General features: G+C 69.1%; 21 protein-coding genes. 18 read left to right on the top strand and 3 right to left on the bottom strand.

Features of this window, described 5'->3' with window-relative positions; genetic code table 11:
- The first annotated feature begins 43 nt into the window (after positions 1–43).
- The 3 genes from V2S85_RS08980 (at position 44) to spt (ending at position 1,949) form a co-directional block, all read left to right on the top strand.
- The gene (locus tag V2S85_RS08980) at positions 44–406 is read left to right on the top strand and encodes a response regulator (protein WP_008827772.1); all 363 of its coding nucleotides are present in this window, start codon (positions 44–46) and stop codon (positions 404–406) included.
- Between the two features lie 88 nt (positions 407–494).
- Positions 495–734, top strand: a complete 240-nt coding sequence (locus tag V2S85_RS08975; RefSeq protein ID WP_330702523.1) for an acyl carrier protein — start codon at positions 495–497, stop codon at positions 732–734.
- A 6-nt stretch (positions 735–740) separates the two neighbouring features.
- Complete coding sequence (gene spt, locus V2S85_RS08970; protein WP_330702522.1) at positions 741–1,949, top strand: serine palmitoyltransferase; 1,209 nt, start codon at positions 741–743, stop codon at positions 1,947–1,949.
- Positions 1,950–2,086: 137 nt separating this feature from the next.
- Here spt and V2S85_RS08965 read toward each other — a convergent pair whose 3' ends face one another.
- From V2S85_RS08965 to V2S85_RS08955, 3 genes are all read right to left on the bottom strand, one after another.
- The gene (locus tag V2S85_RS08965) at positions 2,087–2,632 is read right to left on the bottom strand and encodes an NADPH-dependent FMN reductase (protein ID WP_330702521.1); all 546 of its coding nucleotides are present in this window, start codon (positions 2,630–2,632) and stop codon (positions 2,087–2,089) included.
- Positions 2,633–2,709: 77 nt separating this feature from the next.
- On the bottom strand, positions 2,710–3,015 hold the full coding sequence (locus tag V2S85_RS08960) for an usg protein (protein WP_271180815.1): 306 nt from the start codon (positions 3,013–3,015) through the stop codon (positions 2,710–2,712).
- Positions 3,016–3,416: 401 nt separating this feature from the next.
- Positions 3,417–4,052 carry a YqaA family protein gene (locus V2S85_RS08955; protein ID WP_330702520.1) on the bottom strand — a complete coding sequence of 212 codons (636 nt, stop codon included), beginning with the start codon at positions 4,050–4,052 and terminating at the stop codon, positions 3,417–3,419.
- 343 nt (positions 4,053–4,395) lie between these two features.
- Here V2S85_RS08955 and V2S85_RS08950 point away from each other — a divergent pair, with 343 nt between their 5' ends.
- The 15 genes from V2S85_RS08950 (at position 4,396) to V2S85_RS08880 (ending at position 15,554) form a co-directional block, all read left to right on the top strand.
- Positions 4,396–4,905: a hypothetical protein gene (locus tag V2S85_RS08950; protein ID WP_330702519.1), complete on the top strand. Its 510-nt coding sequence runs from the start codon at positions 4,396–4,398 to the stop codon at positions 4,903–4,905.
- Positions 4,898–6,208: a DNA-packaging protein gene (locus tag V2S85_RS08945; protein WP_330702518.1), complete on the top strand. Its 1,311-nt coding sequence runs from the start codon at positions 4,898–4,900 to the stop codon at positions 6,206–6,208. The genes V2S85_RS08950 and V2S85_RS08945 overlap by 8 nt, the downstream gene beginning before the upstream one ends.
- 217 nt (positions 6,209–6,425) lie before the next feature.
- The gene (locus V2S85_RS08940) at positions 6,426–7,574 is read left to right on the top strand and encodes a phage portal protein (protein ID WP_330702517.1); all 1,149 of its coding nucleotides are present in this window, start codon (positions 6,426–6,428) and stop codon (positions 7,572–7,574) included.
- Entirely contained in the window at positions 7,571–7,879 is a 309-nt protein-coding gene (locus V2S85_RS08935; protein WP_036529483.1) for a DUF6127 family protein, read from the top strand. The genes V2S85_RS08940 and V2S85_RS08935 overlap by 4 nt, the downstream gene beginning before the upstream one ends.
- Positions 7,879–8,283 carry an HK97 family phage prohead protease gene (locus V2S85_RS08930; protein ID WP_330702640.1) on the top strand — a complete coding sequence of 135 codons (405 nt, stop codon included), beginning with the start codon at positions 7,879–7,881 and terminating at the stop codon, positions 8,281–8,283. The genes V2S85_RS08935 and V2S85_RS08930 overlap by 1 nt, the downstream gene beginning before the upstream one ends.
- A 144-nt stretch (positions 8,284–8,427) precedes the next feature.
- Positions 8,428–9,567 (top strand): phage major capsid protein, encoded by a 1,140-nt coding sequence (locus tag V2S85_RS08925; protein WP_330702516.1) that lies wholly within the window; start codon positions 8,428–8,430, stop codon positions 9,565–9,567.
- Positions 9,568–9,766: 199 nt separating this feature from the next.
- A complete protein-coding gene (locus V2S85_RS08920) occupies positions 9,767–10,324 on the top strand; it encodes a head-tail connector protein (protein ID WP_330702515.1) in 558 nt (185 codons plus the stop codon).
- On the top strand, positions 10,321–10,494 hold the full coding sequence (locus V2S85_RS08915; protein WP_330702514.1) for a hypothetical protein: 174 nt from the start codon (positions 10,321–10,323) through the stop codon (positions 10,492–10,494). The genes V2S85_RS08920 and V2S85_RS08915 overlap by 4 nt, the downstream gene beginning before the upstream one ends.
- Before the next feature lie 3 nt (positions 10,495–10,497).
- A complete protein-coding gene (locus V2S85_RS08910; protein WP_330702513.1) occupies positions 10,498–10,887 on the top strand; it encodes a DUF3168 domain-containing protein in 390 nt (129 codons plus the stop codon).
- A gap of 41 nt (positions 10,888–10,928) precedes the next feature.
- The gene (locus tag V2S85_RS08905; protein ID WP_330702512.1) at positions 10,929–11,336 is read left to right on the top strand and encodes a phage major tail protein, TP901-1 family; all 408 of its coding nucleotides are present in this window, start codon (positions 10,929–10,931) and stop codon (positions 11,334–11,336) included.
- Positions 11,333–11,641 carry a gene transfer agent family protein gene (locus V2S85_RS08900; RefSeq protein ID WP_330702511.1) on the top strand — a complete coding sequence of 103 codons (309 nt, stop codon included), beginning with the start codon at positions 11,333–11,335 and terminating at the stop codon, positions 11,639–11,641. The genes V2S85_RS08905 and V2S85_RS08900 overlap by 4 nt, the downstream gene beginning before the upstream one ends.
- Positions 11,638–11,829, top strand: a complete 192-nt coding sequence (locus V2S85_RS08895; RefSeq protein ID WP_330702510.1) for a phage tail assembly chaperone — start codon at positions 11,638–11,640, stop codon at positions 11,827–11,829. The genes V2S85_RS08900 and V2S85_RS08895 overlap by 4 nt, the downstream gene beginning before the upstream one ends.
- A complete protein-coding gene (locus V2S85_RS08890) occupies positions 11,819–12,379 on the top strand; it encodes a tail tape measure protein (protein WP_330702509.1) in 561 nt (186 codons plus the stop codon). Before V2S85_RS08895 ends, V2S85_RS08890 begins: the two co-directional genes overlap by 11 nt.
- An 11-nt stretch (positions 12,380–12,390) precedes the next feature.
- Positions 12,391–14,733 (top strand): DUF2460 domain-containing protein, encoded by a 2,343-nt coding sequence (locus V2S85_RS08885; RefSeq protein WP_330702508.1) that lies wholly within the window; start codon positions 12,391–12,393, stop codon positions 14,731–14,733.
- Entirely contained in the window at positions 14,730–15,554 is an 825-nt protein-coding gene (locus V2S85_RS08880) for a DUF2163 domain-containing protein (RefSeq protein WP_330702507.1), read from the top strand. The genes V2S85_RS08885 and V2S85_RS08880 overlap by 4 nt, the downstream gene beginning before the upstream one ends.
- The last annotated feature ends 2 nt before the right edge of the window (positions 15,555–15,556 follow it).

The raw sequence follows: 15,556 nt of genomic DNA, 5'->3' as shown, positions 1-15,556 counted from the left end.
AATAGACGGGGTGTATTACCCCAGATGGTCATCAGGGCGTCGAATGGCAAAGCGAATCCTCGTTGTCGAGGACAACGATCTCAACCGGAAGCTGTTTTGCGACGTGCTCCGCAGTCAGGGCTACGCGGTGGAGCCGTGCGCCGATGGCCTCGACGCGCTCGACAAGGCGCGGCAATTCGTGCCGAATCTCGTGATCATGGACATCCAGCTGCCCAATGTCTCGGGGCTGGACCTGATCGAGGCGGCGAAGAAGGACCCGGTCCTGCGCACGATTCCCGTGCTCGCGGTGACCGCTTACGCCGGCAAGGGCGACGAGGAACGCATCCGCGAGGCAGGCGCCGAAGGCTATCTGGCGAAGCCGGTTTCGATCGGCCCGTTCATGCAGGCGGTACGGGCGCTGCTGTAAGCGCGCCCTTGACATGTTACACCCGCGCCGCTTTTGCGCCGCAATTCCCGGCCAGAGAGCCGCCCGACGCTTTCGGAGTTAGATACCCATGGACCGCGCAGAGACTTCGGCCCGCATCGCCGCGCTGATCGAGCCCTTCAACAAGAAGGGCGTCGAAGTGACCGACGCCACCCGTTTCACCGACGACCTGGAATTCGACAGCCTGACGGTGATGGACTTCGTCGCCGCCATCGAGGACGAGTTCGACATCATCATCTCGATGAATGCGCAGGCCGAGATCGAGAACTTCGGCCAGCTCGTCGATGCCGTGGTCAAGCTCAAGGGCTGATTGCAAATGTCTGATACTACTGATCTTTTCAGCAAGTTCGACCCGCTGATCAAGATGCGCAGCGACTTGCTCGCCACCGGCGTCACCGATCCGTTCGGGCTGGTCATGGAGAAGGTGATCTCGCCCACCGTCGCCCTGTGCAACGGGCGCGAGACGATTTTGCTGGGCACTTACAACTACATGGGCATGACCTTCGACCCCGACGTGATCGCGGCGGGCAAGCAGGCGCTCGACGACTTCGGCTCGGGCACCACCGGCAGCCGGGTACTCAACGGCACCTACGCGGGCCACAAGGCGGTGGAAGAGGCGCTTTGCGACTTCTACGCCATGGACCACGCGATGGTGTTCTCGACCGGCTACCAGGCCAACCTCGGGATCATCTCGACCATCGCCGGCAAGGGCGATTACATCGTCCTCGACATCGACAGCCACGCCTCGATCTGGGACGGCTGCAAGATGGGCGACGCCGAAGTCGTGCCCTTCAAGCACAACGACATCGAGGCGATGGAAAAGCGCCTCAAGCGCATTCCCGAGGGCGCCGGCAAGCTGGTGATCCTGGAGGGCGTCTATTCGATGCTGGGCGACATCGCCCCGCTCAAGGCAATGATCGCGGTCGCCAAGAAGTACGGCGCCATGGTGCTGGTCGACGAGGCGCACTCGATGGGCTTCATCGGCCCCAACGGGCGCGGCGTGGCCGAGGAGCAGGGCTGCCTCGACGACGTCGATTTCGTGATCGGTACGTTCTCCAAGTCGGTCGGCACCGTCGGCGGCTTCTGCGTCTCGAACCATCCCAAGTTCGAGATCATGCGCCTGGTCTGCCGCCCCTACGTGTTCACCGCCAGCCTGCCGCCGAGCGTCGTCGCCACCGCGACCACCTCGATCCGCAAGCTGATGAACGCGGGCGAGAAGCGCGCGCACTTGTGGGACAGTTCGCGCACGCTTCACAAGGGCCTGACCGACGCGGGCTTCCAGCTCGGCACCACCGAGCCGCAGAGCGCGATCATCTCGGTCATCATGCCCGATCTGGAACGCGGCGCGATGATGTGGGAAGCGCTGCTGCACGAGGGGCTCTACGTGAACCTCGCCCGCCCGCCGGCGACGCCTGCGAACATGACCCTCCTGCGCTGCTCGCTCTGCGCCGAGCATTCGGCAGAGCAGGTCCAGCAGATCATCGGCATGTTCACCCGCGCCGGGACTGTGGTGGGGATCATCTGACCTCGCATTCCTCCCCGAGCTTTGCTCGGGGAGGTGGCAGCCCGTCAGGGCTGACGGAGGGGGAATCGCCTCGCCTCTCCCCCTCCACCACTCTTCGAGTGGTCCCCCTCCCCGAGCAAGCTCGGGGAGGAACTACGTCAGCTATGAATGGCCACGTAGTTCAGGAAAGCCGTCATCCAGCCGCCGAGGAAATCGGCCGACTGCGCACCCACGGTGCCGTCCTCGTTCAGCAGCCCGTCCTTCCACTGCAGGAACGCCTCGGGCGCGCCGAGCGTCGGCATGTCGAGATAGGCCAGCACGTTGCGCAAGTGCTGCTGCGCCAGCGCCGTCCCGATCGCGCCCACCGACACGCCGATCACGCCCGCCGGCTTGCCCGCCCAGGCGCTCTGCCCATAAGGCCGCGAGGCATTGTCGATCGCGTTCTTGAGTACGCCGGGCATCGAGCGGTTGTATTCCGGCGTCACGAACATCACCCCGTCCGAACCCGAAATCAGCGCCTTCAGCGCCTTGACGCTCTCCGCCTGATCGCCATCGTCGTCCTGATCGTAGAGCGGCAGCGCGCCGATGTCGGCGAAAGTGAAATCATGCCCCTGCGCAGCGGGCAGGCGGATCAGCGCCTCGGCCAGCTTGCGGTTGAACGATTCGGCGCGCAGGCTGCCGACGACGACGGCGATCTTGGACATGGCTGTCTCCTCTTTCGGATGCGCCGGGTATCCACCCGCAGCATGTCAGGAGCAAGACCCCGTCAGTGGCCTGTCTGTCAGTGGATCGAGATGATCCCGTCCACTGCCCGCCATTCCTGCGGCCCGATCAGGTGATTGTGGGCGATCCGCACCGAATGGAGCGGCCCCTCGATCTCGCGCGTCCAATAGTCGAGGAAATCGCGCAGCACCGGAAAGCGCGGCGCCACGTCGTATTGCTGGAAAGCGAAGAGCTGCAGGAACCGGGGATGGTCGGGCAGGAAATAGTGGATCTCGACAGTCGTGAGCCCATAGCCCTCAAGCTGCCTGAGGAAATCCGCGGAAGCACGGAAATCCGACGATGCTCCAACCGGTAGACCAGCCATAGCCCTCCTTCCGGCACCGCTACCTTGCGGTGCAGCACGGAGAGGATGACACAATGGTTACAGCCGTCAAGTCACTGCGAGGGGCGGAAATTTCCGGAGTTGATGGGCCGCCGCCACCGCCTCCCCCACGCCGTCACCCTGAACTTGTTTCAGGGTCCATCGGGCAGTTGGCGCCGGAAGGTCGGTTCGCCCAGAGGATCGGGCGGTTTGCTGCGGCATGGCACCGCGCGCGTTGCATAATGGACCCTGAAACAAGTTCAGGGTGACGCCGGGCGGAGGCGCCATGACTGCGCCGACTTCCGCCCCCCGCTCTGCCTGAGCTTGTCGAAGGCCTCGGGATACCGCGTGAGTTCCCATGCCTCGACAAACCCAGCACGAGCGGTGCGGGTGAAACAGCGCGATCAGCCGACCGCGGCCACCGCCGAAGCGCACTTCTCCGTCGTTTCCTTCGATCCGCCGCCGAGCAGCGAAACCGCCAGAAACCCGGCGATGATCAGCACCACGAAACCCACCGTCACCTTGCCCAGATGCTTGTCGATCACCGCCTTGATCGGCGCACCGAACAAGCGGAACAGCACGCCCACGATCATGAAGCTGATCGAGCGCGAGACGATCGAGGCGCCCACGAAAACCAGCAGGTTCATGCCGATGAAGCCCGCCGTGATCGTCAGCAGCTTGAAGGGGATCGGCGTCGCGCCCTTCACGATGATGATCTCGGCGCCGTAATCGCGCAGATAGCAGGCGGCCTTGGGGAAGCTCTCCGACAAGTGCAGCGCGTGCAGCAGCGCTTCGCCGAAAGCGGCATAGGCGAAGTGCCCGATCGCATAGCCCAGCAATCCGCCCGCCACCGATGCCACCGTGGCGATCGCGGCATAGCGAATCGCCTTCTTCGGCTCGGCCAGGCACATCAGGCCCAGCAGCGGGTGCGGCGGGACAGGGAAAAAGCTCGCCTCCATGAAGGCGAAAGCGGCCAGCCACCAGCCGGCATGGCGGTGCGAGGCCTTGGCCATGGTCCATTCGTAGAGGCCGCGCAGCATTCGAGAATTCCCCCCGGGAGACAGTCGGCACCCTGGTCAGGGCGCGATGATAGGATCCAACCACCCCTCGTCATTGCGAGCGAAGCGAAGCAATCCAGGGCAGTGCAGAACGCCCTGAATTGCTTCGCTTCGCTCGCAATGACGAGTTCGCAGTAAAGTTATCGTGATCTAGAAGCCGCGCTGCATCGCGGCAAGCATCAACACGAAAACCAATTTGGTTATCTTAGTTGACATTGTTCCGCCATTTGGGTACATAACAGGAACAACGCAGACACCCCCGAGTCGTCCCGCCGCTCTCTCCGGTTCGCGGACGTGCCCGCCTCTCCAGTACAGGATCCCCCCCATGGTCGAGCCGAAGCAGGCTTCGCCCGGCGCGAAGACGCGCCGTCCGCGAACCAAGATCAGCGCCGCATTAATGGAAGAGGAAGAGGGCGACCTCAACAAGCACTGGCGCAAGTATTTCCTTGCCGCGCTGGCCGAAACCTCGAACGTCACCGCCGCGGCCGCCATCGCCGGTGCTCACCCCAGCCGTGCCTACAAGGTGCGCCGGCTGGACCCGGAGTTCGCCCGCAAGTGGCAGACCGCGCTGCTCGAAGGCTACCAGAACCTCGAACTCGAAGTGCTCCACCGCTTGCGCTTCGGCGAGGACAAGGACGGCGCGGTCAAGTTCGACAACGCCAATGCCCTGCGCCTGCTCGGCCTCCACCGCGAGAACGTGGCGCGCGAAAGGGCGATGCGCGAAAACGAGGACGTCGCCGTCGTGCGCGCCGCCATCGACGCGAAGCTGGAACAGCTGCGCCGCCAGGTCATCGCCCGCCGCAGCGCAGAGACGAAGGACGCCGCGGATGGCTGATTACGACTGGCTGCGCGAGGCGACCGAAACCGAAATCGAGGATCATATCGCCGCGCTCGATCCCGAGCATCGCCGCGAATGGGCGTGGCACTGGAATCTCTGGGCGCGCCCTGAACAACGGCCGCCCGCCGGCGACTGGCGCGTATGGCTGGTCATGGCCGGGCGCGGCTTCGGCAAGACCCGCTGCGGCGCCGAATGGACGTCCTCGATCGCCGAGGCCGAGCCCACCGCGCGCATCGCCCTCGTCGCCGCCAATCTCGGTGAAGCGCGTACCGTGATGGTCGAGGGCGAGAGCGGCCTACTCAACGTCGGTGCGCCATGGCGGCGGCCGGTGTTCGAACCCTCGCTGCGCCGCCTCACATGGCCGAACGGCGCGCAGGCCACGCTCTACTCCGCCGCCGAGCCCGAATCGCTGCGCGGCCCGCAGCACAGCCATGCGTGGTGCGACGAGATCGCCAAGTGGGACAACGCCTCCGCCCGTGCGACGAGCGCATGGGACAACCTGATGATGGGCCTGCGCCTCGGCACCGACTGCCGCGTGGTCGCCACTACCACGCCGCGCGGCGTACCGCTGGTGACACGGCTGATCGCGGCCGAGCGCGTCACGGTGACGCAGGGCAGCACGTTCGACAACGCCGCCAACCTGCCCGCGCAATTCCTCGACGCGATGCGCGGGACGTACGGCGGCACCCTGCTCGGAAGGCAGGAACTGGACGGCGAACTCATCGCCGAAGTCGAAGGCGCGCTGTGGTCGCGCGCCTTGCTGGAAACCTGCCGCGTCGACGCCGCGCCCGAACTGATGCGTGTGGTCGTGGCCGTCGATCCCCCCGCTTCGGCCGGGGGAGACGCCTGCGGCATCGTCGTCGCCGGGCTTGCGGCGGACGGCACCGCGCACGTCCTCGCCGATGCCTCGGTCGAGAAAGCCGGGCCGGAACGCTGGGCCCGCACCGTGGCCGCCACCGCCGAGGCCTGGAACGCCGACCGCGTCGTCGCCGAAGCGAACCAGGGCGGCGCGATGGTCGCCTCGGTGCTGCGCGCGGCGCAAGTGTCGTTGCCGCTCAAGCTGGTCCACGCCAGCCGGGGCAAGGCGGCACGGGCGGAACCGGTCGCGGCCTTGTACGAAGCGGGCCGGGTCCGCCACGCCGGGACGTTCGCGGCACTGGAAGACCAGATGTGCGGGCTGCTGGCCGGCGGCGGCTATCAGGGGCCGGGACGCTCTCCCGACCGGGCAGACGCGCTGGTCTGGGCCTTGAGCGAGCTGATGCTCGGGAAGGTTTCAGATCCGAAAGTGCGAATTGCCTGAAGAAAAACGCAGGGGAGCATAGCCCCCCTGCACCCCCATTACCGTCGAGGTTCCGCGCGCCGCCTCGTCCCGCGCCCACTGTGAGCCGGGAGACATAGCCTGCGGCGCCATCTGGGCTGAGGCCGCTACGCGCACGACGACGACAGTTGCGGGGTCTGGGGCAATGGCCCCAGGACTTCCCTTCCCTGATTTCCCTCTTCGAAAGGAACCCTCTCCCGTGTCCTTCCTCGAATCGCTCGTCGCCGCTTTCAAAGGCGCAAGTGACCGGCCTGTGCTCGCGCGCGGATCGGCATCGCCGTGGTTCTTCAGCCAGAGCGGCGACGGACGTATCCCCTTCGAATATACGCAGGCCGTCCGCCGTGCCTATCTCGAAAACCCGGTCGCCCAGCGTGCCGTACGGCTTGTCGCCGAGGGCATCGGCGGCGCGCCGCTCAAGCCTACCGATGCGGCGCTGGCCGCGCTCGTCACCGACACCAGCGCCGGGCAGTCGCTGCTGGAGACGCTCGCCTCGCAGCTGCTGCTTCATGGCAATGCCTATGTGCAGGTCATGAAGGACGCGCGCGGCCGTCCGGTCGAACTGTTCGCGCTGCGGCCCGAGCGGGTCAGCGTGGTCGCGGGCGAGGACGGCTGGCCTGCCGCCTATGCCTATGAAGTCGCGGGGCGGCGCCTGTCGATCCCGCTGCTGGACGAGGATGCCTCGCCCAACGTGATCCACATCCGCCACTTCCATCCGGGCGACGATCACTACGGCGCCGGATGCCTGTGCGCGGCCGACGAGGCGATCGCCACGCACAACGCCGCGTCGGCCTGGAACCGGCAGTTGCTGGAGAACGCCGCGCGGCCTTCCGGGGCGCTGGTCTACGAAGGCCCGGACGGCGCCGCGCTGACGGCTGAGCAGTTCGACCGCCTCAAGGCCGAACTCACCGCTGCCTATGCCGGGATGGCGAACGCCGGGCGGCCGATGCTGCTGGAGGGCGGCCTCAGCTGGCAGGCGATGGCGATGACGCCCGCCGACATGGATTTCGCCACCCTCAAGGCCGCCGCCGCGCGTGACATCGCGCTCGCTTTCGGGGTCCCGCCGATGCTGCTCGGCCTGCCGGGCGATGCGACCTACAACAACTACCGCGAGGCCAACCGCGCCTTGTGGCGGCTTACCCTGCTGCCGCTGGCGGCGAAGATCTTCGCCGCGCTGGGCGAGGGCCTTGCCCCGTGGTTCCCCGATGCGGCGCTCGCCATCGACCTCGACCGCGTGCCCGCGCTGGCCGAGGACCGCGAGCGGCTATGGTCGCAGGTGAGCGCCGCCGATTTCCTCGACCCGTCCGAGAAGCGCCGCCTTCTGGGCCTTGAAGAAGGGAACAAATCATGAACTCAAACGATATGCTGGCCGGTCTGCTCGCGCAGGCGGCATCCGAGGGGAGCGACCTCGTCACCCTGCGCGCCGTGGTCGAGGAAGCGAGCGAACTGGGCGCGAAACGAATGCTCGCCCGCATCGGCCTGGGCGACGCCACCGCGCCGCAGGACGTCAGCGAACTGCGTGAACTGCTGCAGGCCTGGCGCGACGCCAAGTCGAGCGCGCGCCGCACGGTGCTCAGCTGGATCATGCGCGGCGCCCTCGCCCTGCTGCTGCTCGGCCTGACCGTACGGCTGGGTGCGACGGAGCTGCTGCGATGATGCGTTTCGCCGGTTACGCCGCACTGTTCGGCCAGCCCGATGCCAGCCGCGACACCATCCGCGCAGGCGCCTTCGCCCGCTCGCTGGCCGAGCGCCGCGATCCCATCCCGCTCTACTGGCAGCACCGCCCGGACCTCCGAATCGGCTGGGTCGAGACCGCCGCCGAGGATGCGCGCGGCCTGCGCGTGGTCGCGCGCGTAGACAACCCGGACGGCGCGGCGGGCCTTGCCCTCAAGCGCGGCTCGGTGACCGGCCTCTCGTTCGGCTACCGCGCCCGCTCCTCCCGCCGCTCCGATGCGGGCCGCGAACTGCTCGACGTTGAGCTGTTCGAGGTCAGCCTCGTCACCCACCCGATGCAGCACGGCGCGCGGGTGCATCTGATTTCCCCGTCGTCCCGGACCTGATCCGGGACCGCTGGCCTAGCCGCGCCCAACCCTCGTCAAGGCGCCCGGAGTGACAGCCACCGCCTAAAGACAGCCACCGGTCCCGGGTCGAGCCCGGGACGACGTCATGGCTCCCCCTTCCCCACCACAGAAAGGTGCCTACCCATGGAATCCACTGCTCCCGTCGAGGCGATCGACGCCTCGTTCGACCTGGTCGCGCGCCAGGACGCCACCGACGCCGCCGTCACCGCGCTTCGCACCGACGTCGACGACGTGAAGGCCCGCCTCGACCGCGTTTCGCGCGCCGCATCGCGCCCGCTGATCGAGGGCATGGGCGCCGCGCCCTCGCTCGAAGTGAAGAGCTTCGTGCAGGGCTACCTGCGCTCGGGCCGCGAGACGGAACTCAAGTCGCTCTCCGGCGCGGCCCTGGCCGACGGCGGCTATGCCGTCCCGAGTGAGATCGATGCGCTGATCTCAGCCCGGCTCAAGAACATCAGCCCGATCCGCGCGATCGCGCAGGTGGTGCAGACCAGCACGGCGGGCTACCGCAAGCTCATCACCACCGGCGGCACCGCCTCGGGCTGGGTGAGCGAGACCGCCACGCGCCCCGAAACCGCGACGCCCAGCTTCGCCGAGATCGCCCCGCCCTCGGGCGAACTCTACGCCAACCCGGCGGCGAGCCAGGCGATGCTCGACGATGCCGCCTTCGACATCCAGTCGTGGCTGGCCGACGAGATCGCGATGGAATTCGCCCGTGCGGAAGGCGCCGCCTTCGTCAGCGGCACCGGCACCAATCAGCCGCGCGGCTTCCTGACCGGCACCACCAGCACCTCGGCCGACGGCGCCCGCACCTTCGGCCAGCTGCAGCACATCGTCTCGGGCAATGCGGCGGGCTTCGACACCTCGCCCGAACTGAAGCTGATCGACCTCGTCCACTCGCTCAAGGCCGGTCATCGCCAGGGCGCCAGCTGGGTGATGAACTCGAAGACGCTGGCGCAGGTGCGCAAGCTGAAGGCGGCGGACGGCTCGTTCCTGTGGCAGCCGGGCCTGATGGAAGGCCAGCCCAACCGCCTGCTCGGCTACCCGGTGGTCGAGGCCGAGGACATGCCCGACATCGCCGCCAACGCCCTGCCGATCGCCTTCGGCAACTTCCGCGCCGGCTACCTCATCGCCGAGCGCACCGCGACCTCGATCCTGCGCGATCCGTTCACCAACAAGCCCTTCGTCCACTTCTACGCCACCAAGCGGATCGGCGGGCAGGTGCTGGATTCCGACGCGATCAAGCTGCTGCGCATCTCCGCCTGACGCCCCGCAGGTAGAGAGCCCGCGCCGCCGTTCCCCCTCCCGGCGGCGCGGGTAACATTTCCTCGTCGTCCCGGACTTGATCCGGGACCGCTGGCCGGGCCGCACCCAGGCCCCGGCGAGGCTCCGCCTCAAGGCCCGCCACCGGTCCCGGATCGAGCCCGGTACGACGTCCCCTCTCTTCGTATCGGAGACACCCACCATGCGGGTCATCCTCACCCCGCCCACGCTGCCGCCCCCGGCACTGGCCGAACTGAAGCAGTGGCTGGGCATCACCACCGCCACCGACGACGCCCCGCTGACCGCGCTGCTCGCCGCCGCGCTGGACACTTGCGAGGCCTTCACCGGCACTCTGCCGATTGAGGCCGAGTGCGAGGAAGTGCTCTCCCCCCGCGCCGAGAGGCACCAACTCTGGCACACGCTGGCGACGCGCCCGGTGCAGGCCATTGCCTCAGTCGAGACGATCGCGGCGGACGGCACCCGCACCCCGCTCGCCTCCGGCAGCTGGGAGGCTGACCTCGACGCCGACGGCACCGGCCGCGTGCACCTGCCGCTGCCCGGCGCCGACAGCCGCGTCGCGGTCCGCTTCACCGCCGGTCTTTCGCCCGAGTGGGACGCCCTGCCGGAAGCGCTGCGCCACGGCGTCGTCCGCCTCGCCGCGCACCAGCACCGCGAGCGTGACGGTAACGGGGCAGCGCCATTGCCGCCCGCCTCCGTCGCCGCGCTGTGGCGTCCGTGGCGCCGGATGCGCCTGAAATGACGGGCGCCATGAAGGCCGAGACCGACTTCGACGCCCTCGCCCGGCGACTGACTGCCAGCGCCGCCACGCTCGCCGTCGCCTGGGCCACCAGCCGCCGCCTTGCCGCCCGTCAGGACGACGCCCGCTGGCGCCGCGCAGGCCTCGTCTGGCCGCTGTTCGCGAAAGGATAGGCCATGGAAATCGCCCTTCGCTCTGCCCTGACCGCGTGGCTGGCCGCCGACATGACACTCGCGGCGAACCTCAACGCGGTGGTCGAGGAAGCCCCCTCGCGCACCAGCCTGCCCTGGCTCGCCATCGCGTCGAGCGCCAGCACCGACTGGAGCTGCAAGACCGCACCGGGCCGCGAGGTCCGCGTGGCGCTGGAACTGCATTGCCGGGGCGACGCGCCCGATGCGGCGGCGAACCTCGTCACCGCCATCGAGGCGCGAGTGGACAGCCTGCCGCGCGTGCAGCCGGGCTTCCAGATCGCCTCGATCCAGTTCCTGCGCGCCCGCGCCGAGCAGCGCGGGGAAAGCCGCCGCGCGATCCTGCTCGAATACAGGTTTCGCCTGCTGGCCAATTGATCCGTCATCCCCCCTTCCCCCAATTCCAAAGGAGCCTCACCATGCCCGCCCAGAAAGGCAGCGCCTTCCTCCTGAAGATCTCCAACGGCGCCACCCCCGCCGCCTACCAGACCGTCGCGGGGCTGCGCACCACGCAGATGTCGGTCACCGGCGACGCCGTCGTCGTCACCTCCAAGGACAGCGGCGGCTGGCGCGAACTGCTGTCGGGCGCGGGCGTGCGCTCGGTCTCGGTGAGCGCGGCGGGGATCTTCCTCGGCAGCGCCGCCGAGGCGCAGGTGCGCGCCAACGCCATGGCCGGCACCCTCGACGACTACGAACTCAGCTTCGAGGACGGCGAGCGGCTGCGTGGGCGTTTCCTCGTCCAGCGCCTCGACTACGCGGGCGATTTCAACGGCGAGCGCAATTACACGCTCCAGCTCGAAAGCTCGGGCGAGGTGATCCCGGCATGACGCCCAACCCTTTGCGCGGCGAGGCGGCCATCGCCATCGGCCCCGGCGCCTACGTGATGCGCCCCAGCTTCACCGCGCTGGTCGCCGCCGAGGCGGAACTCGGTCCCCTCTTCGCCCTCGTCGAGCGGGCGGGCGCGGGCGAACTTCGCCTCGCCGAGATGGCCACGCTGTTCTGGCACTGCCTGCCCGAAGCCGACCGGCCAAGCCGCGAAACGGTGGGCGCGGCGATCGTCGCCCAGGGCCTCGCCGCCTGCGCCGCGCCGCTGCGGGTGCTGCTCGCGCAAGTGCTCAAGGGCAGCGCGTGACCTTCGCGGCGGCCGCGCTGGGCCTTTGCGCCACGGCAGCGCGCACGCTGGGGTGGCGGCCCGCCGAGTTCTGGGCCGCCACCCCGGCCGAACTGGCCGCCGCGCTCGGCCTGCTCTCCCCCGGCGCGCCTGCGGGCTTCGACCGGGACACCCTCGTCAAGCTGATGGAAACCGATCATGGACGATGAAATCGACAGCCTCCTCGTCGAGGTCCGCGCCGGCACCGACGGCTTCGTCCGCGACATCGCGCAGATGCGCGGCGCCGTGGACGGCGACCTCGTCTCCGGCTTCACCCGCGCGGGCGACGCGCTGGAAAAGGGCCTTTCCGGCGCGATCCGCAAAGGCAGCCTCGGCTTCGACGACCTCAAGCGCACCGCCGCCTCGACGCTCGACGCCATCGCCGGGCAGGCCGCCCAGACGCTGGCCTCGGCGCTGGTCGGCGGCAGCGGCGCGGGCGGCGGGCTGGACCTCTCCGGCCTGCTGACCGGCGCGCTCGGCCTGCCGGGCCGCGCCAGCGGCGGCAACGTGTCTCCCGGGCGGGGCTATGTCGTGGGCGAGCGCGGGCCGGAACTGTTCGTGCCGACCTCCGCCGGCCGCATCGAGACCAGTGGTTCAGCCAGCCGCGACGTGCGCGTGGCGATCAACCTCTCGGCCCCGCGCGGTTCCAGCGCGCCGCAGTCGCTGCAGCGCTCCAGCCGCCAGGTCGCGAGCGCCGTGCGCCGCGCCCTCTCGAACTGAGGAGAGACGCCATGGCATTCTGGCTCGCCAGCAAGCGCGAGGGGCAGGCGAGCGACTGGCTCATGCGCTTCGACCCGCGCTTCTGGACCGTCAACTTCCCCCGCCCGATGGTGGCAACCGTAGTGTCCACCGCCCCCGATGCGCTGCGGGTGGAAGCCTCGTTCCTGCGCCGCGCCGACCTCGGCGGGCTGATCTGGGACAGTGTCGATACGCTCGACCACCCCCTGCTCGCCTACCGCACCGACCGCGATTACGCGCATACCTCGTTGCGTTTCCGCTGGCGCTCGGGCGGACTGATCCCGCTCGACGCAATCAACGGCCCGACCCTCACCATCGAGGGCCGCGACGAAGCGGGCGCGCCGCATACCTGGTACGTGCGCCTCTGGAACTATGCGCAAGGGACAGGCGAGGATGCCTTCGTCACGCTCGATTTCTCGGCGCTCGACGGCGGCTACGCCCTGCCCGCCGACGCCGACCGCGTCTGGCCCGGCGCGATCGAGCGAATGTTCATCTCCTTCGCCCCGCCCGGCTACGACGGCGCCAGCCCCGACCCGCTCCCCGCCGAGGCCGAAGGCTGGTTCGAGATGTCCGAAATCGCCACCGACGGCGCCCGCGCCATGCTGGAGATCGGCGACGTCGTCATGCCCGCGAACGGCCTCGCCATGGCGACCGGCTACGACGATCAGGGCATTCAGACCCCGGCCCGCCTGATCCGCGCCGTGCGCCAGCTCGGCTATCGCGGATCGGTGGTGCATTACCTCGGCATGAGCCACTACTTCCGGCTCACGGCAAGCGACGGCCGATACCTCGCCGGGCAGGGCGGCGATCCGCTGAACGGCCCGACCCGCAGCTGGCACCGCGCCTTCTTCGCCGGATGCGTCGAAGCGGGGCTGAGCCCGATGGCCTCGCTGTCCTACGAACTGCTCGACCAGCATTGTCCCGAAGCGTGGAAGCAGCGCGACCTCGAAGGCACCCCGGCGCTGACCGGCTGGGAGCCGCCCTCCACCCTGCTCTCCCCCGCGAATGCGGAGGCGATGGCCTGGCTGCAGACGGTCAGCGCGGCCTTCGCCGGATTGCTCGCCGAGGTGGGCGCACCCGTCCGCTTTCAGGTCGGCGAACCATGGTGGTGGACCTTCGGCGACGGCCGCATCTGCCTTTACGACGATGCCGCCAGGGCCGCATTCGGCGGGTCGCCCGCCGCCATTCCCGACATGCGCGCACCGCTCGCCCCGGCGCAGACGGCGCTGCTCGATCAGGCAGGCGCGCTGCTGGCGCAATCGACCGCCAACCTCGTTTCCGCCGTACGCACGGCGGTCGCGCCCTCGCCGGTCGAAGCGCTGGCACTGGTCTTCACCCCCACCCTGCTCGCGCCCGACATGCCCGAACTGAAGCGCGCCAACCTGCCACTCGGCTGGGCCGCGCCCGCGTTCGACCGGCTGCAGGTGGAAGACTACGACTGGCTCACCGCCGGGGCCGACGCCCACCGCCGCATGGCCCATGCCGAAGTCGACGCCCGCCTCAGCTACCCGCCCCGCGAGCAGGACTACCTCGCGGGCTTCGTCCTCGCCCCCGAACAGCGCGACCAGTGGCGCCGCATCGATGCCGGGATCGACGAAGCCCTGACCCGCGCCCCCCACGAAGTCGTCGTCTGGGCGCTGCCCCAGGTCGCGCGTGACGGATACGTGCGCCTCCCCCCGCCGCCAACCTCAGGAGCCGACCCCATGCAGGCCTTCGACGACGTGCTCTACCCGCTCGCACTCGGCCGCGACGCGACGGTGGTGCCCGAGTTCTCCACCAGCGTCTCGGTCACCGCCTCCGGGTTCGAACGGCGCAATTCGCTGTGGTCCAACGCGCGCCTGCGCTTCGACGTCGGCCCCGGCGTGCGGTCCGAGGCGGAACTCGGCCAACTCATCGCCTTCTTCCGCGCCCGCCGAGGCCCCGCGCGGGGCTTCCGGCTGCGCGATCCCAGCGACTTCAGCTCGAACGGCATGGTCGCCGCTCCCGGCCCGCTCGACCAACAGCTCGGCACGGGAAACGGCCTCACCGCCGAATTCCCGCTCATCAAGCGCTACGGCGAAAGCGAGGACGCCCAGGTCCGCCGCATCACCCGGCCTGATTTCGCGACGATGCTCGTCTCCATCGACGGCGTGGTGCAGGTCGGCAACTGGACCTTGGCCGCGCATGGCGTCGTCACCTTCGACGACGCCCCGCCCGTCGGCGCGGACATCCGCGCAGGCTTCCTGTTCGACGTGCCGGTCCGCTTCGCCGAGGACAGCCTCGAAGTCTCGGGCGCCGCCTTCGCCGCCGGCGAAGCGCCGAGCGTCCCCGTCGTCGAGATTCGGGAGGCATCATGACCCGCCACTGGTTCGCCGACGACCTCGAGACCATCGCCACGTTCTGGTGCATCCTGCGGCGTGACGGGGTGACGCTGGGCTTCACCTCGCACGATGCCGACTTGTGGCTGGACGGCGTGCTTCACCGCGCCTCGCCGGGCATGGTCCCCAGCGCAATCCGCAAGAGCGCGGATTTCGAGGCCGACAGCGCCGAAGTGCGCGGCTCGCTCACCGACGAGGCGATCGACAGCGCCGATCTCGCCGCCGGACGCTTCGACGGCGCGCGCGTGCGCATCGGCCTCGTCGACTGGGAGACGCTGGAGCGCCAGGTGCTCTACGCCGGCACCATCGGCACCGTCAGCGAAGAGGACGGGGCCTTTTCCGCCGAACTCGTCTCACGCAAGGCGGAACTTTCCCGCGATGCCACCCCGCGCACGAGCCCGACCTGCCGCGCCGGTTTCTGCGCGCCGGGGTGCAACCTCAACCCGCAGGCCTTCACCCGCGAGGTCCGCCTGGCCGGGATCGATCCGGCGGAAAACGCGGCGTTCTTCGAGGACGATCCCGAGGTCGCCCCGCATGTCGGCGGGCGCCTGCGCTGGCTCGACGGACCGCAGGCCGGCGCCGAAACCATGGTCGTCGGTGGCGGTTCGAACGGCGCGCTGGTGCTCGACCTGCCGCTCGACGAAGCGTCCCCCGCCGGTACCCGCGCGCTGCTGCGCCAGGGCTGCGACCATACCCTCGAAACCTGCGCGACGCGCTTCGCCAATGCCGTCAACTTCCGGGGCGAGCCGTTCCTGCCCGGCAACGACATGCTGACCCGCTATCCGGGGCCCCTGCAGTGACG

It is taken from the genome of Novosphingobium resinovorum, from assembly GCF_036352595.1.
Taxonomy (GTDB): Bacteria; Pseudomonadota; Alphaproteobacteria; order Sphingomonadales; family Sphingomonadaceae; genus Novosphingobium; species Novosphingobium resinovorum_B.
Note: the sequence above shows the minus strand (reverse complement) of the source record. Positions and strands in the feature narration are given on the sequence as shown.